Annotated in this window: 18 protein-coding genes and 5 pseudogenes; 15 read left to right on the top strand and 8 right to left on the bottom strand. The window is 57.1% G+C overall.

What is annotated here, in order from left to right; translation table 11 throughout:
• Positions 1-224 precede the first annotated feature (224 nt).
• Complete coding sequence (locus EQV97_RS03785; protein WP_240888448.1) at positions 225-464, top strand: hypothetical protein; 240 nt, start codon at positions 225-227, stop codon at positions 462-464.
• Positions 465-663: 199 nt separating this feature from the next.
• On the opposite strand, the gene EQV97_RS03780 is transcribed toward EQV97_RS03785, so the two are convergent.
• The gene (locus EQV97_RS03780) at positions 664-936 is read right to left on the bottom strand and encodes a hypothetical protein (protein ID WP_163019495.1); all 273 of its coding nucleotides are present in this window, start codon (positions 934-936) and stop codon (positions 664-666) included.
• 490 nt (positions 937-1,426) lie between these two features.
• On the opposite strand from EQV97_RS03780, the gene EQV97_RS03775 reads away from it, so the two are divergent.
• Positions 1,427-1,852, top strand: coding sequence for a DUF2628 domain-containing protein (locus EQV97_RS03775; protein WP_240888447.1), 426 nt, complete (start codon positions 1,427-1,429; stop codon positions 1,850-1,852).
• A gap of 6 nt (positions 1,853-1,858) precedes the next feature.
• Here EQV97_RS03775 and EQV97_RS03770 read toward each other — a convergent pair.
• Positions 1,859-2,046: pseudogene (locus tag EQV97_RS03770) on the bottom strand (class I SAM-dependent methyltransferase); the annotation flags it as partial.
• Between EQV97_RS03770 and EQV97_RS03765 the strand changes: the two are divergent.
• A pseudogene (locus EQV97_RS03765) lies at positions 2,047-2,302 on the top strand (hypothetical protein); the annotation flags it as partial. It abuts the pseudogene before it with no gap.
• On the opposite strand, the pseudogene EQV97_RS03760 reads toward EQV97_RS03765, so the two are convergent.
• Together EQV97_RS03760 and EQV97_RS03755 are read right to left on the bottom strand one after the other, a co-directional pair.
• Positions 2,266-2,383: pseudogene (locus EQV97_RS03760) on the bottom strand (transposase domain-containing protein); the annotation flags it as partial. The pseudogenes EQV97_RS03765 and EQV97_RS03760 overlap by 37 nt on opposite strands.
• Positions 2,384-3,394 (bottom strand): NAD(P)-dependent alcohol dehydrogenase, encoded by a 1,011-nt coding sequence (locus EQV97_RS03755; RefSeq protein WP_240888446.1) that lies wholly within the window; start codon positions 3,392-3,394, stop codon positions 2,384-2,386.
• A 364-nt stretch (positions 3,395-3,758) separates the two neighbouring features.
• Here EQV97_RS03755 and EQV97_RS03750 point away from each other — a divergent pair, with 364 nt between their 5' ends.
• A complete protein-coding gene (locus tag EQV97_RS03750; protein WP_201148178.1) occupies positions 3,759-4,094 on the top strand; it encodes a hypothetical protein in 336 nt (111 codons plus the stop codon).
• A 161-nt stretch (positions 4,095-4,255) separates the two neighbouring features.
• Here EQV97_RS03750 and EQV97_RS03745 read toward each other — a convergent pair whose 3' ends face one another.
• The 3 genes from EQV97_RS03745 to EQV97_RS03735 form a co-directional block, all read right to left on the bottom strand.
• The gene (locus EQV97_RS03745; protein WP_240888445.1) at positions 4,256-4,735 is read right to left on the bottom strand and encodes an SMI1/KNR4 family protein; all 480 of its coding nucleotides are present in this window, start codon (positions 4,733-4,735) and stop codon (positions 4,256-4,258) included.
• Between the two features lie 132 nt (positions 4,736-4,867).
• A complete protein-coding gene (locus EQV97_RS03740) occupies positions 4,868-5,185 on the bottom strand; it encodes a hypothetical protein (protein WP_346769713.1) in 318 nt (105 codons plus the stop codon).
• 359 nt (positions 5,186-5,544) lie between these two features.
• Complete coding sequence (locus EQV97_RS03735; RefSeq protein WP_346769712.1) at positions 5,545-6,804, bottom strand: outer membrane beta-barrel protein; 1,260 nt, start codon at positions 6,802-6,804, stop codon at positions 5,545-5,547.
• Positions 6,805-7,185: 381 nt separating this feature from the next.
• Between EQV97_RS03735 and EQV97_RS03730 the strand changes: the two genes are divergently transcribed.
• From EQV97_RS03730 to EQV97_RS28970, 6 genes are all read left to right on the top strand, one after another.
• The gene (locus EQV97_RS03730) at positions 7,186-8,253 is read left to right on the top strand and encodes a maleylacetate reductase (RefSeq protein WP_240888443.1); all 1,068 of its coding nucleotides are present in this window, start codon (positions 7,186-7,188) and stop codon (positions 8,251-8,253) included.
• A 43-nt stretch (positions 8,254-8,296) separates the two neighbouring features.
• The gene (locus EQV97_RS03725; RefSeq protein ID WP_225570398.1) at positions 8,297-9,172 is read left to right on the top strand and encodes a dioxygenase; all 876 of its coding nucleotides are present in this window, start codon (positions 8,297-8,299) and stop codon (positions 9,170-9,172) included.
• A 12-nt stretch (positions 9,173-9,184) separates the two neighbouring features.
• Positions 9,185-10,102, top strand: a complete 918-nt coding sequence (locus EQV97_RS03720; RefSeq protein ID WP_240888442.1) for an alpha/beta hydrolase — start codon at positions 9,185-9,187, stop codon at positions 10,100-10,102.
• A gap of 49 nt (positions 10,103-10,151) precedes the next feature.
• Complete coding sequence (locus EQV97_RS03715) at positions 10,152-12,074, top strand: NAD(P)/FAD-dependent oxidoreductase (protein ID WP_240888441.1); 1,923 nt, start codon at positions 10,152-10,154, stop codon at positions 12,072-12,074.
• Between the two features lie 101 nt (positions 12,075-12,175).
• A complete protein-coding gene (locus tag EQV97_RS03710) occupies positions 12,176-13,108 on the top strand; it encodes a LysR family transcriptional regulator (RefSeq protein WP_225570400.1) in 933 nt (310 codons plus the stop codon).
• Positions 13,066-13,293, top strand: coding sequence for a MarR family transcriptional regulator (locus EQV97_RS28970; RefSeq protein WP_346769711.1), 228 nt, complete (start codon positions 13,066-13,068; stop codon positions 13,291-13,293). The genes EQV97_RS03710 and EQV97_RS28970 overlap by 43 nt, the downstream gene beginning before the upstream one ends.
• Positions 13,294-13,672: 379 nt before the next feature.
• Here EQV97_RS28970 and EQV97_RS03700 read toward each other — a convergent pair.
• Positions 13,673-14,482 (bottom strand): annotated as a pseudogene (locus tag EQV97_RS03700) (TonB-dependent receptor plug domain-containing protein); the annotation flags it as partial.
• 452 nt (positions 14,483-14,934) lie between these two features.
• Here EQV97_RS03700 and EQV97_RS03695 point away from each other — a divergent pair.
• From EQV97_RS03695 to EQV97_RS03675, 5 genes and pseudogenes are all read left to right on the top strand, one after another.
• A complete protein-coding gene (locus EQV97_RS03695) occupies positions 14,935-16,266 on the top strand; it encodes an amidohydrolase (RefSeq protein WP_240888439.1) in 1,332 nt (443 codons plus the stop codon).
• A gap of 185 nt (positions 16,267-16,451) precedes the next feature.
• Positions 16,452-16,544 (top strand): annotated as a pseudogene (locus EQV97_RS03690) (DUF4113 domain-containing protein); the annotation flags it as partial.
• A gap of 359 nt (positions 16,545-16,903) precedes the next feature.
• A complete protein-coding gene (gene solA, locus EQV97_RS03685; protein WP_240888438.1) occupies positions 16,904-18,082 on the top strand; it encodes an N-methyl-L-tryptophan oxidase in 1,179 nt (392 codons plus the stop codon).
• Between the two features lie 38 nt (positions 18,083-18,120).
• Positions 18,121-18,858: a MetQ/NlpA family ABC transporter substrate-binding protein gene (locus EQV97_RS03680; protein WP_052321298.1), complete on the top strand. Its 738-nt coding sequence runs from the start codon at positions 18,121-18,123 to the stop codon at positions 18,856-18,858.
• A 78-nt stretch (positions 18,859-18,936) separates the two neighbouring features.
• Positions 18,937-19,302: a histone-like nucleoid-structuring protein, MvaT/MvaU family gene (locus tag EQV97_RS03675; RefSeq protein ID WP_240888437.1), complete on the top strand. Its 366-nt coding sequence runs from the start codon at positions 18,937-18,939 to the stop codon at positions 19,300-19,302.
• Positions 19,303-19,332: the final 30 nt, after the last annotated feature.

Below are 19,332 nucleotides of genomic sequence, written 5' to 3'. Positions count from 1 at the left end.
AGCGCTCGGCCGCCTTCATACCGGTTGCAGGGTCGATCATGATGAAGTCCTCAGATTCGCTGGTGTTGCGATAGAGGATGCGGCTTGGCGCAACGTTCCATCGAGATGACTGAAAGGCTGAATCGCGCGATGGCGACGATCGGTAAGCCGATAAATCGAACACTCGAAATTCAAAGCCTCTCCAAGCTACATACCCTCACCATTGAGGGTACTGAGAGGTGTGTATGAATAGCGATTCGAAGCTGCAAGGCGGTATGGGTGAGGATGACCCAATGCCCACGTCACCTGATCCATTGAGTCCGGGGCGCACTGAAGTTGACCCGATGAAAGAGGAGGGGGTTGACGAACTTCCGGATAATGAAGGCGACCGTCCGCTTGATGATGACGACGCCGGGTTAGATCCTGGGCGGGTGCGGGAAGAAACGGATAATGCGGTGATGGATAACCAGCGGGATCCTCGCTGACTGTGTATGCGCAATACAGCTGTCCACTCGTGAATACAGCTATTCAGGGAAAGCCCGGCCCGTCAGAGCTACGTGAGAGCCACGTACTGAACCGATTCGCAGCTGATCCCTTTTTCTACACAAAAAAAGGCCCGCGATGGGGGAGCGGGCCAGGAATCACTAAAGGAGCTGGTACGACTGTACGCCTGCAGATGTGAAATTATCGTGATGGGTGCATCACCGCTTCTTCAGTAGAAAAATCAGTTAGCGTTAACTGAGATTTCGTTTGTAAGCGACCAGAAAAATGGTCTTCCAGTTTTGGGAGAGCCATTTCCGTATTGGGCCATTCGGTCGTGAAACTCAGATCTTCTGCAGGCGGGGAAAGCTTTTGATGCAGGTAATCGATCTGCCTCCCTATAAAGTAAGCGCAGCAAGCTGCGGTAGATATCACTACCGCAACTCTGAGCATGGCAACCGCCTTCTGGGCTGACATTGCAAATCCTTATCTGGCGTGTGGGTTCTATTATAGTGCCTCCAGGCGAAGCGAGGAACAAAACCCAAGAAGGTCGGGGGACTGCGATTGAATTATCTGCAGGATGGCGTCCGGGATTCTTGAGCTTTATTACATGCTGAATGGGGATGGCTCGCTGATCATTAAGGTCATGGAACCTTCATCCGGCGCTGATGAGCGGTTGGTGATGGCGTGCCTACGACCTCACTTGCTTCTAGCGGAGCGATGGCCAGTCTTACTTATAGGGGGGTTGCCGAGAATCAGGGCGTGGACTATCCAGCCGAAATGCTGCGGATCAGGGTGTGCAGTGCCGAGCAGGTCGCGCAATTGCGGGGCCGGTTCAGAAGTGTTGATGTTTCGCCCGGGAACTGGAACCCTCTTCCGGCATATTAGGCTATGGTGCACGTGCGACAACAGTTACACAGGATTGCGGGAAGCACCACTCCATTCAGGGACTACAGGGATTTATCGAATGAACACCACGGATCAAGTACAGGATCAGAGTAAATACAGCGCAAAATGGCAAGAGCGTTTTGCTTTCTTTGACGCCCATGGGGCTCCCAACGCACCCGGCTACAAGCCGGCCCTCAAGCAGCTTCCATTTAAAAGGAAGATCACCGTCAATGCCAACATCATCGCGTTCTTTTTCGGCCCCATCTACCTGTTTTTCCTGGGACTGTGGAAGAAGAACCTGACAATGATTGCGCTAATCGTGGCGCTGACTTTCGTGCTGGATCTGGTCTTTGAGCTGATTGATTTCAGGTATGCCAAGAACGTCAACTTTGCCGTGGGTTTCGCGTTTAATCTGCTTTACGCACTGTCCACTAACTACGCGTACTACCTCAAGGAGCAGAAGGGCGAGCAGGGCTGGAATCCGTTTAAAGGGATGCGCATGTAACCCAGCTTAAACGCCCGGGAAGCGCGGCTCAGCCACCAGCAGCAACGACTGCCGCACCGGACTTTGCGGATGCGGCGGCTCTTGCAGGCCCACCCGTTAAAAACCGGCCATGTCCATCACGTTCAACCAGCTGGACAAGGTGCGCAGGTCCCACGGCACCCGTGCCACTGCCCGCTGAATCCGGTGAAAGTCTCACACTTGAGGAGACCGAGGAACTACACCGCGATTACCTCGGCTCTGGCACCCTGAGTGCCCGCGACACGTTTTACGCCAAGCGCACCGCTTTGTTCATAAAGCTCGGAAACAGTTGGGGAACGTTGCCGCGTATGGCTCAGGGTACTTAGCGAGGGAAAGATCAAGCAGGCATTGGCTATCTCGACCCGCAGCTACCTTCATACAGGCGAGATCGCCGGCTATGCCGACAAAGTGTCTGGCGTTGCCAGAGCGTCGACTCTCTCTCGCCTGCTGCGCAGGCAGCCATGTCAGCACATCTATGAAATAGGCATACGGATCATGCCCATTCATGCGTGCTTAGATATCCAGGCAAATTTTGCCGAAATGCTGGTTGGTTTCCTGATACTTGAACGCTTCGACAATCTCGCTCAAAGGGAAATGACGATCAATAATCGGGCGCATGCCATTAGCATTGATGGCTCGGATCATGTCTTGCTGCTGGCTGCGGCTACCCACCAATACACCCTGCAGACGCACTTGCTTGATCAGTGCGGGTACAAAATTCATTGCACCGCTTACGCCACTCAATATCCCGATGATGGAGATGTGACCAGCAACCCGAATTGCAGTCATCGATTGCTCAAGCGTCGCAGGGCCGCCGACTTCGATGATGTGGTCAACACCGCGGCCACCCGTTAGAGCGCGTGCAGTTTCGCCCCAGTTAAGGTCTTTGCGGTAATTGATCACATGATCAGCACCTAGCGCTTTCAGACGTTCAAGTTTTCCGTCACTTGAAGAGGTAGCAATGACGGTAGCACCGGCCATTTTAGCGAACTGCAGGGCGAAAATTGAAACGCCACCAGTGCCTTGGACCAGCACGGTGTCGCCCGGCTTGAGTGAGTCATCGGCCATCAGGGCGCGCCATGCAGTAAGGCCGGCGGTGGTAAGCGTCGACGCTTCAGCATGGGTGTAGCCAGTAGGCGCGAGGGTGAACGATGTGGCTTTGGCCGTCACTTGCTCACGAGCGTAGCCGTCAATGCCATCACCTGGCACGCTAACAAAACCTTCGACCAGGGGCGCACCGTTGATCCACTCCGGGAAGAAGGTGCTGACGACCGAGTTACCCACCTTGAATTCAGTGACATCCGGGCCGATAGCAATGACTTCACCGGCACCATCGGCCATGGGGATGCGTTTTTCGCTGGGGCCCCACATACCGCTAACTACCGCGAAGTCGTGGTAGTTGAGCGAGTTGGCGTGGAGGCGTACGGTGATTTCGCCTCGAGTTGCGGCTCGGACTTCGCTGCTGCCAACCACAACCTTTTCATAGCCGCCACCTGGTTGGACGAAGATAGTTTTGCTGCTCATAGGGGTTTCCTTATAATTTCCAATTACGCGAAATAACGAAATCAAGATTTAAAAATTGCAATTCGATAATCAGCCTAGCCGCAAAGTCATCAATCGCCTGCTGATTGCGCCTTCTTATCGCCATGTGTTGAGAAATTCCGCGTAGAATTCGCGTCCATCTTCGGACCCCAATGCAGCCATATAAGCTTCGCTGAGACGGGCTTATCACACGACTGCCGGAGGAAAAGCTTTCGCGAGCGTTGAGGGGCTCTCGGATCGAATTCGAAGTGGGGATGTGACGTCTATGCAGGTTCCCCAATGACGCCAGTCAGTAACAATCCTAGTAACATTTGTCGAGCTAAGTACCACTCCTTTGAGATGCCCTATGAACTCTGAGTTAACTGAAGAAGAAATGCGTCGTGCCCTGTTCGGTACGGATGAGCCCGAAGTGCAGGTTTCTGCTCCTCCGGTGCAGGAGCCTGCGCCCGAGGTTTTACTTCCCAAGCCGGTTGAAGCTCCCATAGTTAAGAAAGCAGTAGCGAAAGCATTTACGCCTAGGCTTAGAGTCACGCTTCGGGTTGGCAACGAATTTGAGGGGAAGATGCACGAGTTAATTCACGAGGCCGACACGTTGAGCTCGTTGCTTGCCGAGCAAGAAGCCGTGAAGGCTGCCAGGAAGAAGTACAAGTATGTGGAGGTAGTATCGGTCAAGTCGATGTAGAGGCGCTCCTGGCTTCCTTGGTTAGGCGGCTAATCGTGCGTGCGTCAGGATCATCGAGTTTCGCGTAGGCGTAGGCGTAGCGTAGGGCGTATAGCGCGCTATGTTGCCCCCCCAGATGGGTGGCGGATAACGCGATACGCTTTAGATGGCAAACACAGGGACTAGGCCAGCTCCAGCCGCCCGGACTCCATGGTTTCCACAAGACTGTGCAACCAATCTTCCAGCGTTGGAGCAACCACTTCGCGTAGTGGCTCGTCGTGCCAGAAGTCGATGATCTCACCTGGTTTTTCAGACACTATATTGATGCAGAGATGATCGCCGCCAAAGCTCTGCGTAAATGGTACCCACTGCCGTTTCCACCATTCTGGGTCTTCGAAGTCAGAACCTATCATTGCGTCTAGCTCCAGCTTGCTGCTCAGGCTGTCTCTGACAGAGATGAACATGTGATTGGTAAATAGCGCTTCCTCGGTACTCCCATCCTTCCATAACCAGAGCGCCCGGAGGTCTGCTGGGAGTGTGATGCCAGTTCGGCGCTCGTAATCATCCAATGCAGCAACTGACACGCCAGTCGCAAGTGTTGCGTAATAGGCTGGGCGGTGCTGTTGCAACCACCCGTCCATGCGCGTGATGAGATCCTGCATGTAAAAGACTCCTGTGACTGCTCGGTAGGCCATTATGGATCTCATTCCATGATGGGATAGGACTTCGTATCATGACGTCAGGTTCGTTTTTCAACTTTTCTTTCACTAAAGATTCCAGCAGCGCAGATAGCCTCAAACAAGCATCAGTCTGGTCTTGACCCTGGCGGTGACTAGCGCGGCGTCTACACCTGGCGGCATCAGGTACGGCCAAGTGCCGTCTTCCAGCGGTAGCGACAAGTGATCCAGCACGAACGGAATCGCCACTGACGGCTGCAGTGGGGCGTTACCCAGCGCCTGGCTGTTACGCCAGGCCGACCAGTAGGCGAGGGCGCTGAGATAGCTGCGCATCGCATTCGCCGCGATGCTGGCAGTGATAAAAGCTGCTGCCGCTTCCTGGGTGTTGAGCCCGAGGAGATGCGGGTACAGCGGGTCTTCATCGACCAAGAGCAATCTGCAATTCCGATTATGTTCAACGGAACATAATTCCAGTATTAAGAATATGATGTCGGATAACATTCTATTATCAGACCTAATATAGCCAGCGATGAACCCGCCTGGGCTCTGATTGCCGGGTCAAGCTGGTGGAGGATTTTCGTTTAGGCTCCTTCGTTAGCCACAACCCATTTTAGTGCTCGGTTGGCAAAATTTACTTCTCGAGGGCAACTGCCAGTCTGAAACTCGGAAAGTTGCCTGCAATGGAGGTTGGCAATTTCACGGCGGCAAGGCAATGGCACTTCCGGGCTAGCAGGTTTGCGTTTTCTGCAAAACGTCGTCAATCGCAGCCGCCACGCTATCACCAGACGGGGCGGTCAAAAATAATAAAGCGCCTGCACGGTGGCCGTTGCTTGGTGGCGCTTTCTTCCATTGCCAAAAGGCCGGTCATCGGCATCACCGGTAAACCAGTCGTAGCGGATTTCGGGTCGCAGCGACAGATTACGCGTGGCTTCATAGCGCAGGCCCAGGGTAATACCATCAAATGCGCCGTGTGCCACGGATACCGGGAACAGCGCAAAACCCTGTGGATCGCTGAAGTGTTCCGCCCGGGCAGAAAAAGCCAGGTCCTGGCGATACTGATAAGTCAGCGAACTGTTGACGCCCCACCAATGCGCACCGGAAAACCCGGGGCCTGTGACTATATCGAAAGTACCCGGCTTGCCGTCGCCGTCCTGGCGCCCGTAGAGAACTTCGGCACCGATGGACCACTGTTTGTCCAGGGCAAACCAGCCGTTCAATGAGTGCTGTTGCTTGAATTGGCCACTCGACGAAATCAAGCGCGAGGTGGGTGCCTGAATATCATCGGTAGCCTTGTTCTGCTCATCACCGGCGATGAATTCATAGTCGATCCAGGCTTGCATATCGGCGCTGCGCCAGCGCAAGGCGCCCAGTACCGATTTGCGATCGTTGTTATCACGCAGGTTATTCCAGCCCTGTACGATCCCCAGTTCGCCGCCCATTACACTGGAATCGGTAGCCAGTATTCGTGTACCCACGACGACCCCACTAACGGTCCCTGGCTCGGTCACGAATGCATAGGTCTTGGTCGCGAATGCGTTGCGCGCAACCCGGATATTCGGCGGAATTTCATAGCCGATCCCAGGGCCGAAAATTCCCGCCATGACGCTGATGCCGGTGCCATACGGAAGGTACGCCGTCGCGAACAGATCCGGGAATGCATAGAACTTTTGCCGGCGTCGCTTGGCGCTCTCCGCATCTGAAGCGCCTGGTTCATTGATGCCCCAATGCTCGTCCCAGCCTGCGGTGCGGGCGAACTGGCCGTCACGGCCGTATAACAATCCCAGGCTAAAGCCGAATGAGTAATCCGTCGCCTGTGGCCCGGGCAGGGGTGTGGCGCGTGGCAAGTAACGGCTGGCGAGTGGCTTTTCGATAAATAAGTTGAAAAAAGCCAGTTCGAATTTTTCATCGGCGTACCCGGCCACTGGCAAGTTAGTCAGGCCGCCGCTGCGCTCCGTTCGGGTGGATGTATTGTTGCGCGAATACCCTGCGTCGATTACGCCATGGATGTTGATGCCGGTTTCTTTTTCCAATGCAGGGAACAACCAGTTAGCCATGTCACCTTCACCAGGTTGGGAGGAGGCGGCAGCACACAGCGTGCACGATAACATCGCGCACAAAGAGGCGAGGGATTTGAGCATCGGGCTCGGACCTTATTGTTGTTATTTTTTTGGCGAGAGGGACTATCCGCCCGCTCTTTTGTGCCCGGACATTAAGATCATGGCTCTGGTCAAACAAGGCCAATATGGGCGAATAGAATGTTCATGAAACACGAATAATTGATGTGTTCGTCATGATAAGTTGGTTCGAACTAACCGCATTAGCGACAGCTTTGTTCGCGTTTTGCGAACAGTCATTTCGCCGAGAATGGTCTTGTTAGGGCCATGGGCGCACCTTACTGTCTGGCCACTCAAACACAAAAATAAAAGGCCATAACGATGAATACCTTTATCTATCAAGGTACGCCGACGCGGGTCATTTTCGGCGCGGGTAAACTCGCCAGTCTGAGCGACGAAATCGAGCGGATGGGCGCCCGTCGTGCGTTGATCCTCACCACCCCTGACCAGCAAGAGCTTGGCGAGCAGGTCGCCCGCTTGCTAGGCGATCGCAGCGCCGGGGTGTATCCCAAGGCAGTGATGCACGTGCCACTGGAAACCGCTCAGGCAGCTCGCGAGGAGGCCGTGCGCCGTGAAGCGGATTGCTGCGTGGCGGTGGGCGGAGGTTCGACCATCGGCCTGGGCAAGGCGATCGCCATGGACAGCGGCCTGCCGATCCTGGCCGTGCCCACTACCTACGCCGGATCGGAGATGACGCCGATCTACGGCCTGACCGAAAACCGCCTGAAAAAGACCGGACGCGACCCCCGGGTGCTCCCCAAGACCGTCATCTACGATCCGCAACTGACTCTGACCCTGCCGGTCGCGCTGTCGGCCTGCTCGGGCATGAACGCCATGGCCCACGCAATTGAAGCGCTGTATGCCGAAGACGCCAATCCGGTGATCTCGTTGATGGCCGAAGAGTCGATCCGCGCCCTGGCGCAGTCGCTGCCCAGGATCGTCGATGATCCGTCCAACATCGAGGCCCGCGGGCAGGCGTTGCAAGGGGCCTGGTTGGCCGGCATTTGCCTGGGATCGGTCGGCATGGCCATCCACCACAAGCTCTGTCATACCCTCGGCGGCACCTTCAACCTGCCCCATGCCCAAGCTCACGCCATTGTTCTGCCCCACGCTGCGCACTACAACCGCGAGGCGGCCGTCGAGCCCTTGCGCCGCGCAGCGCGGGCGTTGGGTGGCGAACAGGCGGACGACGTCGGGCCGTTGCTGTACGCCCTTAATCGCCGCCTCGGCATCCCCTTGGCGCTGGCCGATGTCGGCTTCCCCGAGCATGGCCCGGCTGAAGCGGCGCGCATCGCCTGCGCGAGCCCTTACTACAACCCGCGACCGTTCGAGCAGGGAGCCATCGAGGCGTTGTTGACCCGTGCGTTGAACGGTCAAGCACCGAATTAAGGGTGTTTGCGCTGATCCACCCTTGTCAGACGAGATTATAAATATGAGTCACTCAGACATAGCATCCGAACGCGAGATTACTGCCCGTGCCGTCAACAGCTTTGCCCATACCCCTGACGCACGCCTGCGCTTTTTGCTGCAGAAACTGGTAGGGCATCTGCACAATTTTGCCAGCGAGGTGGAGCTCGGCGAGGCCGAATGGTTTCAGGCGATCCAGTTCCTCACGGCCACCGGGCAGAAGTGCGACGACGTAGTGCGCCAGGAATTCATCCTGCTCTCCGATGTGCTGGGGCTGTCGATGCTGGTCGACGCTATCGAGCACCGCAACGGCGCCGAGGCCACAGAAAGCACGGTGTTCGGGCCGTTCTATATTTCCGGCATGCCGGATCGTGAATACGGCGAGAACATGGCGCTGATCCCGGGTAACGCTTCGCTGATCACGGGTTGCGTACGTGACATCACCGGCAAGCCTCTGGCAGGGGCCACCCTGGATGTCTGGCAGACCGCTGAAAACGGCCAGTACTCCGGCCAGGACGTTACCCAGCCGCATGGCAACCTGCGCGGTCGCTATCACACCGATGAGCATGGGCGCTATGCGATTCGCAGCGTGGTCCCGGTCAGTTATCCGATCCCTACCGATGGCCCAGTCGGTCAGTTGCTGGAAGCGACGGGACGGCATCCATGGCGCCCGGCGCACCTGCATTTCATGCTCGACGCCCCGGGCCACAAGCGCCTGGTGACTCACGTGTTCAATGATGACGATCCCTATATCGATTCGGATGCGGTATTCGGCGTCAAGGATTCGCTACGGGTGGTCTACCAGCCACGCGGTGCCAGCGACCCACTGGCCAGCCAGTTCGATATAGGTACCGACTTTCACCTCGCGAGTTTCGACTTCGTTCTGGATACCACGGCGTAGGAGGGCACCGCTATGACACTCGATATCGAGTCTGCCCAGCTGTTGGCGCAGTTGGCCGAAACCGGCTTGAAACCCTTTCACCAGATGGATGCGCCAGAGGCCCGAGCGGTCATGGCGGGGCTGCGAGCTCAAGACGAGGGGCCGGCCATGCACAGCGTCGAGGACATGCAACTGGGCGGTGCGCGCTTGCGGATCCTTAGCCCAAGCGCCTCGGTCCGTGGCGCCATTCTTTATCTGCACGGCGGTGGCTGGGTACTTGGCGGCATCGACGACTTCGACTGCTTCGCCCGCCAGTTGGCGCAGCGCACCCAGTGCACCGTGGTGCTGGTCGAGTACCGCTTGGCCCCGGAGTTTCCGTTTCCGGCGGCGCTCGATGATGTAGAGCGCGCGGCGCAGTGGCTGGTGGATCGCCGCGCACAACTGGCCGGCGGCGCCGAGGGCACGCTGATCGTCGCCGGTGACAGCGCCGGCGGCAATCTGGCCGCGGTGTTCGCCCAGCGCGCGGCCCGGCGTGGTCAGTTGTACTGGGCCTTGCAAGTGCTGATCTACCCGGTCACCCAGGCGGATCTCGACGGCCCCGCCTACCTGGATCCGCAACGCCAGTTGCTGCTGACCCGCGAAGACATGCGCTGGTTCTGGGATCACTACCTGTCCGATGCCAGCCAACGCCAACAACCGAATGCCTCGCCGCTCGCCGCCAAGGATCTGCGCGGCGTGCCACCGGCGATAGTGCTGACCGCACAGCTGGATGTGCTGCGGGACGAAGGCCAGGCTTACGCCGCCCGCCTGGTGCAAGACGGCATCACGGTGGTCGAGCGCTGTTTCAGTGGCCAGATGCACGGATTCGTGACCATGCCGTTCCTGCGTGCCAGCGGTGATGCGCTGGATTGGCTGCGCGAACAGATCGAACCTTTTTTACCGCCCGTTTGACCCTCGCTGACGATCAATGACCCCTGACAAAAAGAATAAGAGGTTTACCATGAGTGCCTTCAATACCACTGTATCCTCCATCGATTGCGATGATGAAACCCTGCGCGGCAACCTGCAGGGTGCCGATATTCCTACATTGCTGATGACGGTCGCTCACCTCACTGGCGACCTCACAGTCCTTAACCCCGAATGGAAACCCGTGGTCGCCATGGGCGTCGCCGGTAGCGGCATGCCTCCTGAAACAGAAGCCCAGGTTCGCGAATTTTGCCTGCAACGCCTGCTGGCGTTTCGTGACAGCGGCCAGCCCGTGCCCGGTCGGCCCACCACTGATCAACTGCACACCTTGGGCACCTGGCTGATGGGGCCCGTCATTGAGCCCTATCTACCGCTGATTGCCGAGGAGGCGGTTACCGCTGAAGAAGACTTGCGTACTCCGCGCTGGCACAAAGACCATATCGCCGCCGACCGGGACTTCAGGGTCGTGATCATTGGCGCTGGCGAAAGCGGCATGATCGCGGCCCTGCGCTTCAAGCAGGCGGGGGTGCCCTTTGTGGTCTATGAAAAAGGCGATGATGTCGGTGGCACCTGGCGCGAGAACACCTACCCGGGTTGCCGCGTCGACATCCATAGCTTCTTCTACAGTTTCTCGTTTGCGCGCCATATCTGGGACGACTGTTTTGCGCCCGCGCCGCAAGTATTCGCCTACATGCAGGCGGTGGCACGGGAGAAAGGTCTGTACGAGCATATCCAGTTCAACACCGAAGTCAGCGATGCCCATTGGGATGAAGCGACTCAGCGCTGGCAGTTGCTGTGTCGCAACAGCGACGGGCAGGTCCGAGTCGATAGCAACGTAGTGGTGTTTGCCGTAGGGCAGCTGAATCGCCCGATGATTCCGGCGATTCCCGGTATCGAAACGTTCGAGGGGCCGGCCTTTCACTCGGCGCAGTGGGATCACAGCATCGACTGGAGCGGCAAACGTGTAGGGGTGATCGGCACGGGCGCCAGTGCGACCCAGTTCATTCCTCAGCTGGCCAAGACGGCGGCCGACCTGAAGGTGTTTGCACGCACCACCAACTGGCTCCTGCCGACCCCTGATCTGCATGGGAAGAACTCTGACAGCTGCAAGTGGCTGCTGGCAAATCTGCCCCATTACAGCCTGTGGAACCGGGTAGCCATGGCGATGCCGCAGGGTGTCGGTTTCCTCGAAGACGTGATGGTTGATGTCGATTACCCGCCGACCGAAGTCGCGGTGTCGGCACGCAATGAGCAATTGCGCCAGGACATCAGCGCCTGGATGGAGCCGCAGTTCGCCGACCGCCCGGACCTGCGAGACGTCTTGGTGCCTGACTCGCCGGTGGGTGGCAAGCGTATCGTTCGCGACAACGGTACCTGGATCGCGACACTCAAGCGCGATAACGTCAGTATGATCCGCCAGCCGATCGAAGCTATTACTCCAAAAGGCATCTGCTGCGTCGACGGCACCGAGCACGAGTTCGACCTGATCGTCTACGGCACCGGGTTTCACGCCTCCAAGTTCCTCATGCCGATCAACATCACTGGTCGGGGCGGCGTGGCGCTGCAGGAGGTCTGGAAAGGTGACGACGCACGGGCCTACCTCGGCATGACGGTGCCCGAGTTCCCCAATATGTTCTGCATGTACGGACCCAATACCAGCCTGGTGGTGTACAGCACAATCATCCAGTTTTCGGAATTGACTGCTAAATATGTCGTCGATGCGGTGCGGCTGCTGCTTGAGGGCGGACACCAGAGCATGGAGGTCAAGACACCGGTATTCGAGTCCTACAACCAGCGCATCGACCAGGCCAACCTGCTCCGCGCCTGGGGCTTTTCCAAGGTCAACAGCTGGTACAAGAACAGTAAGGGGAGGGTGACGCAGAACTTCCCCTTCAACGCAGTGGAGTTCTGGCATCGCACCCATGAGGTCGAGCCAACCGACTACATTCTTTCCTGACCGCTAAGCTGGCGGCCCCACAGGCACAGCCTTACTATGCAAACAAGTCTGTGCCTGATCGACCGTCGTGGGCCGCCAATCACTACAAGAAGAGAGAGGTCATGGATCGTCTACTCATCACCGAGGCGTTCGTGCGCGTCGCCCAAACCGGCAGCTTTGCCAAGGCTGCGGAGCAGTTGGGCGTCACCCGCTCCGTCATCACTCATCGCGTGCAACAGCTCGAGGCGTTCATCAACGCACCGCTCTTTCACCGCAGCACCCGCCATGTGCGGCTCTCGGATATCGGCGAGGCGTATTTTCAGGAGTGCGCCGACCTGGTCGCAGGCTTTCACGGGCTGACCGAGAAAATGCGCCATCAACGTTCCAACCTCACTGGCCAGCTGCGCCTGCAGGTACTGCAAGGCTTTGCAATCGACCATATGGGCCCGATGCTGGCGCAGTTCACCGCGATGTACCCCGAGATCGAGTTGGATGTGGTAGTCACCGATCGCGTGGTCGAGCCGATCGAGGAGGGGTTCGACATCGCCTTCCAGATGTTCCCGCCCCATGCCGAGCGTTTGGTGGTGCGCAAACTCTTCACCCTGCACCGGGTGTTCTGTGCTTCGCCGCAGTATCTGCGCGACCATGGGGAGCCGGAACATCCCATGCAACTCAAGGATCATCGCGTGGCGTTGTTCAGTTCATACCCATCGCGCAATCGCTGGCAATTTACCAATGGAGACGAGAGTGTCGAGCTGACGCTGCACAGCCAGATGCGCTCAAGTTCCATCCATTTGTTACGCGACTACGCTCTGAACGGTGCAGGCATCACCTGCCTGCCGACCTTGATAGCCAGCGACGATTTCATCAACGAGCGACTGGTGCCGATCCTTAACGACTATCGCCTGTCGTCCTTCGATTTCGCCGCCGTGTACCCGGAAACTCAGCGCCGCGCCTTGCGGGTACGCACGTTGATCGATTTTCTAATCGAACGCATCGGCGAAGTGCCGCTATGGGATCAACGCCTGATCGATCGCGGAATTGTGCTCCACTGAAGCCCGCTGCACTGGTCAGCCGTCGTGTTATCGGTGTGCCCATATCGATAACGCGAATGCTCGATTATCTTGAGCGAAAAGGCCTAATCGTCCGTAGTCAGGAAGGTCAGGATCGACGCCATACCAAGGGGAGGGTGCGCCAATCGCGAATTGGGTGGAAAGTCCTAAAACCCAGTAATTCCTAATCCAAACCCTTCTCTTACGGAAGTTAGTGGAATTCTTCGCGGTTTTTCCACTCAAGAAGCAAAATAAATCGTGATTTTCCGCCCATTCGTTTAAAGCCAATGTGAATTTCCACCCATTGATTCTAACCATTTCAGCGTCCCGCAAAAATCTGGCTAACGCCTGCCCCCACCTCTCCTGCGTCTCCGCGTGCGCCAGTCAGAGCAACCTGGCTGCGGCGCACTCCTAGCTCCCTTGGCGGCCAGCGTTCACTTCAAGGCTTCGGCTGCTGACAAAACCACGCAAGAACACAACATGTCTGACATGGGCCCCGACATGGACAAAGTGCCTTGGATGGGAGACGAGCAAATCGCAATGTTGATCTACCCAGGCATGACAGTAATTGCCCTGGCGGCTGTAGCTGGCTTCCAGGTCAATGGCGTTTTCCGGGTTCAATTGCCAGCTCAGCAGACCATTGATGTCCTTGTTGCGCACACCTTCCCGGCCAGCCACCAGGGAATCGGCGATGGCCTGATGGCTGGCGTTAATGCCGTCATCGTCGGCATCGGTCTTGTTTGCACTGCCGTAGACGCGAAACACCAGGATGTCTTTCAGTGGACCGCTCAAATTGAAGTTGGCACGTTTGCCGGTACCCTCGACGCTGTCTTCGGGGAACTGGGTGTAGACGGTCATCGAGCCGTGCAGCTTGTCGGTCGGGCGCTTGGTGATGATGTTGATCACGCCACCCATGGCGCCGGAGCCATAACGCGCGGCCGCCGGGCCACGGAGGATTTCGATACGCTCGACCTCTTCGGCCGGCACCCAGTTGGTTTCGCCGCGGGTGTCTCGGTCGCCGTTCCAGCCGTGGCGCACGGCGTTGCGGGACGAAGAAGGCTTGCCATCGATCAGGATCAGGGTGTTTTCCGGACCCATGCCACGCAGATCGATCTGGCGATTGTTGCCCCGGTTGCCGCTGGCGCTGTTGCCGGTCAGGTTGCCCCCCGGCTCGCGGCGGATGATGTCGGAAAGATCGTTGGCCGGTGGACGTTTCTGGATGTCCTCAGCGGTGATGATGGACACTCCCGGCGCTTGCTTGAGCTCTTCTTCGGCGGTACCCAGTACCCGGACTTCCTGCAACTGCAGGGCTTGATCGCTAACGTCCACCGGCAGGTCGCTCGGCTGGATGTACACTTCGCCAGGTTTGATTTCCATGACTTGGGCAAAGGAAGTTGGTGCGAAAGCAGTCAACAGGGCGACAGACAAATGGTTGAGGGTAAAGCGCATGGCACAGCTCTCCGTTAGGTAATGCGAGATGGAAGAGCGCTTGCCGGTGGTTTTTGGAGTCAGAGATTTATCCTTGGTCTAGAGCGCTCGACACATCAGTCCGGCTCGGATGGTATTAATCAAATGTAAGTAAAGCGCATTTACAATCTATACACTTAGTTTGTTTCAAGGTGTTAGCAGTGCTAGTGAGTGGCCGAATATCGCCCACAAAGTTGTAACTAACTGCGTTTATCTTTCGGTTATTGTTGAATCTTTTCGCACCGGGAAACTTCGTTTATCGACAGGTTAAGCATTAACTTGCACCTTTGACTTAATCGGTTAGGCTGGGTCTTTTGTAGCGACTTCTACAGGCCGCTGCATCGATGTCAGGAGTTGATACAATGCAATCATTCAAACCATCAAAGTTGCTGGCCGGGCTACTGCTGGGCCTCGCCGGTGTCGCCCAGGCACAACCACCCAGCGCACTCGAGGAGCAGGCTTACAGCCGTGCTGCAGCCGTGGAGCAGAAGCTGATTGAGTGGCGCCGCGATATTCACCAACATCCAGAATTGGGTGATCAGGAGACGCGCACCGCCAAGTTGGTAGCTGACCACCTGCGCAAGCTCGGCCTTGAGGTGCACACGGGCATTGCGCGCACCGGCGTGGTGGGCATTCTCGAGGGTGGCAAGCCCGGGCCTACCGTGGCATTACGCGCCGACATGGACGCCCTGCCGGTCAAGGAGCCGGAGGGCCTGCCGTTCGCCTCCAAGGCCCGCGGCACCTACAAGGGCAAGGAAGTGGACGTCATGCACGCCTGCGGCCACGATGCCCACACCGCCATGCTGATGGCCACGGCCGAAGTGCTGGCGGGCATGCGCGAGAAACTGCCTGGCAAGGTGATGTTCATCTTCCAGCCTGCGGAAGAGGGATCGAGCCAGGTCATGTCCGGCCAGAACCAGCGTTGGGGGGCGCAGCTGATGCTGCAAGAGGGTGTATTCGACAAGCTCAAACCCAATGCGGTTTTCGCTGTGCACGTCATGCCGGGACGCTCAGGGGAGCTCAGCTGGCGGACCGGCGCGACCACTGCCAGCAGCGATGACCTGCAAATCACCGTCACCGGCAAGCAGGGCCATGGCGGCATGCCCTGGAACACCGTCGACCCGGTCGTGACCGCCGCCCAAGTGCTCACCGGCCTGCAGACTGTGGTGAGCCGCCGGACCAATTTGACGCAGTCGCCAGCGGTGGTCACCGTCGGCATGATCCAGGGCGGCAGCGCCCCCAACATTATCCCGGAGCAAGTACAAATGGCCGGCACCATTCGTACCTACGACGAGAAGGTCCGTGCGCAGGTAGGGCGCGATGTGAAACTCACCGCTGAGAAGATCGCCGAAAGCGCAGGCGCCAAGGCTGAGGTGTCGGTAGTCCCGGCTTATGGCACTACGATGAACGACGAAAAGCTCTCGGCACAAATGGCTCCCGTGCTTGACCGGGCGGCCTCTGGCAAGGTTGCGACCACCCCGCTGGTTGGCGCCTCCGAGGACTTCTCCTTCTTCGCCAGTCAAGCGCCCGGCCTATACTTTTTCCTTGGCGTAACGCCGGATGGCCAAGACCCAGCGACCGCCGCGCCTAACCATAATCCGAACTTCTTTGTGGATGAAAGCGCGTTAGTCGTCGGAGCACGTGCGCTGTCAGGGATGACCGTGCGGTTTCTTGAGGCAGGGAAGGAGGGGTGACAATCCCTGGCACTCAATAAAACTAGTTACTTCCACTATTACTCGCGCCGTTGCCTGAATCCTGTTCTCCTTCAGGCGGTGCTTGACCAGGTTTTGCTTCGGCACTGTTGCCTTTTTTATCGTGGTTTCCCTTGGAGCCTGACAACTCTCCAGGCTTGGTGGCCGGCGGGGTGGTCTGGGGGGGGCCAACAAACCCTGACTGGGGTATGCGAAGGGAGATGATGAGTCAGAGTTTCACGACACGCGTTGATCAGCTTTGGACGGTTTACTGCCAGTGAGTCGAGCTTCTCTGTCCGTCTCTCATACCTAGCCGTCCGAGCAGAACACTTTCCTGACACCTTCGCGTAATCTGAAGCACATCGCCATAGGCAAACGATTCACCTGGGTCGCGTTCCGTGTGTATGGTGTCCCGTTAGAAATCCACTGCCTGATCTATGCCACTTATGACAGCTTGAAACTCATCGCGTCGTGATCAGAGTTGACGATAATCGAAAGCGAAGTATCGACGCCTTTCCGATAAAACACTTGAGGCAGTGCGGCTGCTTACACGTGATTTAGAATATGCATATGCTCTTTTAGATGTTGATTCTTAATCTGTTTCCCTCTCAACTAGCCTCTTTTTGACAGGTGAGAGCTGATGTCCGAGCGGTGTGATGTTGCGGTTTTGGGCCTGGGTGCCATGGGCGCTGCAACGGTGTATCAGTTGTCGAAGGCCGGTGTGAGTGTTGTTGGTATCGACCGCTATCACCCACCTCACAATCAGGGCTCTAGCCACGGCGATACGCGCATTACTCGGCTTTCGGTCGGTGAGGGCGCGCAGTACGTTCCCATTGTGCGCAACTCCCACCGCATCTGGCGCGAGCTTGAGGAATTGTCGGGGGAGTCGCTGTTCGAACAGTCGGGCCTACTGGCGCTGACCTCGAGTCCCGAGTTTGACCCCAACGACAAAACAGACTTCACCTTGCGTACCATCGGCTTGGCGCAGACATATGGCATCGAGCACGAAATCTTGTCCGCCGAGCAGATTCGCCAGCGCTTTCCCCAGTTTGCCAACGTGCACGACAATGCCATCGGCTATTTCGAGCCTGGTGGAGGCTTTGTACGCCCTGAACGTTGCATCGACGTGCAGCTCAAGCTGGCCGAACAGCACGGCGCGATCCTGTACAAAGGCGAGACCGTCACCGCGATTAGCTCGAATGAGCAGGGTGTTGAAGTCACCACGAACTTGCGGACGCTCTTTGCCAACAAGCTAGTGATCAGCGCCGGCAACTGGAGCAGCGAATTGTTGGGCAAGCCGTTTGACAGCCTGCTCAGTGTCTACCGGCAGAAGCTGTTCTGGTTCGAGCTGGAGGAGAGCGCCGGGCTGGTGGGCCACTCACCGACTTTTATCCTCACCCACGGTCGCGGCGACGACAAAATCAATTATGGCTTCCCCGCGTTACACGGCGAGGGCAGCCTGAAAATCGCTACCGCGCAGTACCACACTACCTCGTTGCCACAATCAATGGATCGTACAGTCTCGGCGGCGGAAGAGCAGGACATGTTTGAGCACCAGGTGCGCGGCCGCATCGCCGGTGTTACCTCGAAGGTGGTCAAGTCTGCTGTCTGCGCCTACACCGTTACGCCGGATCGCCATTTCATCATCGACGAGCATCCGTCGTTGCAGCACACCTTGGTAGTGTCAGCCTGTTCCGGCCACGGCTTCAAACATTCCGCTGCACTTGGCGAGGCGTTTGCGCAGTGGTGCATGCGCGGCTCGACCGACCTGGATCTCTCTTCTTTTTCCCTAAATCGCTTCGAAGGTAAATTATCGTGAAACGCGTCGTTCTCTCCGTTGCACTGCTCGTCGCAGCCATGGGTTCTGCCTATGCCGAAACCCTGAAAATCGCAGTGGTGCCTGTGCCCCATGCCGAGATCTTGGAATTCCTCAAACCTGAGCTTGCCAAAGAAGGGGTGACGTTGGATGTCAAAGTCTTCTCTGACTATATCCAGCCAGACCGGCAAACGGATGAAGGTTTGTTGGACGCCAATTACTTCCAGAGTAAGCCGTACTATGAGGCGTATAAAAAAGATCGCCCAAGCAGCGATCAAGTGCCAATCGTGGCCGTGCACATCGAACCGTTCGGTGCCTATTCGAAAAAGATCAAATCTATTAGTGAACTCAAGGATGGCGCCACCATCGCCATACCCAACGACCCGACCAACTCCGGTCGTGCGCTGCTACTGATCGCCAAGCAAGGGCTGATTACCCTCAAGGATCCCGATAACATCATGGCTACTCGCCTCGACATCGTCAGCAACCCCAAACACCTGAAATTTCAGGAGTTGGAAGCGGCCATGCTGCCGCGCGTGCTTAACCAGGTCGACCTGGCATTGATCAACGCTAACTACGCGCTGGAAGCGAAGCTTGAGCCTCATAAGGATGCTCTGTTTATTGAAAGCTCGGAGTCACCGTACGCCAATTACCTGTACGTACGTCGCGACAAGGCGAACGCTCCGGCCGTATTGAAACTTGGCGCGTTGCTCAATTCGCCTGAAGTGAAGAAATTCATCCTTGAGCGCTATCACGGCGATGTCGTGCCTGCCTTTTGACGAAAGTAGGCTTACGCCAATTACAAACTTTTTTTTATTTAGTGTACGGTTAGGAGACTAACCAACTAGAGGCCTCTCATGTCTAAGCTCGCAGAATTCCGCCAGCTCGAAAAACACTTAGCCGAGCAACTCCAAGCTCTCGAAGCCCTGAAAGGCGACGCTGGCCTCAAGAAAGAAATCGAATTTGAAACGAAGCTACGAGCTTTGCTCGCCGAGTACAGCTACAGCCTGCCCAACGTGATCAACTTGCTTGATCCTAAGGCTGGCCGTCGTGCACCTGCTGCCGAATCCAAAGCAGGCGCTCGGAAGCCCCGCCAAGTAAAGGTCTACAAGAACCCGCACACCGGCGAAGTCGTAGAGACCAAAGGCGGCAATCACAAAACGCTGAAAGAATGGAAAGCAGAGCACGGCTCCGCGACCGTTGAGTCCTGGCTGACCAAGTAATTTTGGTTTGAGTACAATAGAGCCTCTAGA

Source organism: Pseudomonas sp. TMW22090, assembly GCF_022496665.1.
Lineage (GTDB): Bacteria > Pseudomonadota > Gammaproteobacteria > Pseudomonadales > Pseudomonadaceae > Aquipseudomonas > Aquipseudomonas gregormendelii.
This window is presented reverse-complemented; position numbering and strand designations above follow the sequence as displayed.

What these genes read in the sequence shown, in the direction of transcription:
- EQV97_RS03785 (WP_240888448.1), top strand. Translation starts at nt 225, where the DNA reads ATGAATAGCGATTCGAAGCTGCAAGGCGGTATGGGTGAGGATGACCCA.
- EQV97_RS03780 (WP_163019495.1), bottom strand. Translation starts at nt 936, where the DNA reads ATGTCAGCCCAGAAGGCGGTTGCCATGCTCAGAGTTGCGGTAGTGATA.
- EQV97_RS03775 (WP_240888447.1), top strand. Translation starts at nt 1,427, where the DNA reads ATGAACACCACGGATCAAGTACAGGATCAGAGTAAATACAGCGCAAAA.
- EQV97_RS03755 (WP_240888446.1), bottom strand. Translation starts at nt 3,394, where the DNA reads ATGAGCAGCAAAACTATCTTCGTCCAACCAGGTGGCGGCTATGAAAAG.
- EQV97_RS03750 (WP_201148178.1), top strand. Translation starts at nt 3,759, where the DNA reads ATGAACTCTGAGTTAACTGAAGAAGAAATGCGTCGTGCCCTGTTCGGT.
- EQV97_RS03745 (WP_240888445.1), bottom strand. Translation starts at nt 4,735, where the DNA reads ATGCAGGATCTCATCACGCGCATGGACGGGTGGTTGCAACAGCACCGC.
- EQV97_RS03735 (WP_346769712.1), bottom strand. Translation starts at nt 6,804, where the DNA reads ATGGCTAACTGGTTGTTCCCTGCATTGGAAAAAGAAACCGGCATCAAC.
- EQV97_RS03730 (WP_240888443.1), top strand. Translation starts at nt 7,186, where the DNA reads ATGAATACCTTTATCTATCAAGGTACGCCGACGCGGGTCATTTTCGGC.
- EQV97_RS03725 (WP_225570398.1), top strand. Translation starts at nt 8,297, where the DNA reads ATGAGTCACTCAGACATAGCATCCGAACGCGAGATTACTGCCCGTGCC.
- EQV97_RS03720 (WP_240888442.1), top strand. Translation starts at nt 9,185, where the DNA reads ATGACACTCGATATCGAGTCTGCCCAGCTGTTGGCGCAGTTGGCCGAA.
- EQV97_RS03715 (WP_240888441.1), top strand. Translation starts at nt 10,152, where the DNA reads ATGAGTGCCTTCAATACCACTGTATCCTCCATCGATTGCGATGATGAA.
- EQV97_RS03710 (WP_225570400.1), top strand. Translation starts at nt 12,176, where the DNA reads ATGGATCGTCTACTCATCACCGAGGCGTTCGTGCGCGTCGCCCAAACC.
- EQV97_RS28970 (WP_346769711.1), top strand. Translation starts at nt 13,066, where the DNA reads ATGGGATCAACGCCTGATCGATCGCGGAATTGTGCTCCACTGAAGCCC.
- EQV97_RS03695 (WP_240888439.1), top strand. Translation starts at nt 14,935, where the DNA reads ATGCAATCATTCAAACCATCAAAGTTGCTGGCCGGGCTACTGCTGGGC.
- solA (WP_240888438.1), top strand. Translation starts at nt 16,904, where the DNA reads ATGTCCGAGCGGTGTGATGTTGCGGTTTTGGGCCTGGGTGCCATGGGC.
- EQV97_RS03680 (WP_052321298.1), top strand. Translation starts at nt 18,121, where the DNA reads ATGGGTTCTGCCTATGCCGAAACCCTGAAAATCGCAGTGGTGCCTGTG.
- EQV97_RS03675 (WP_240888437.1), top strand. Translation starts at nt 18,937, where the DNA reads ATGTCTAAGCTCGCAGAATTCCGCCAGCTCGAAAAACACTTAGCCGAG.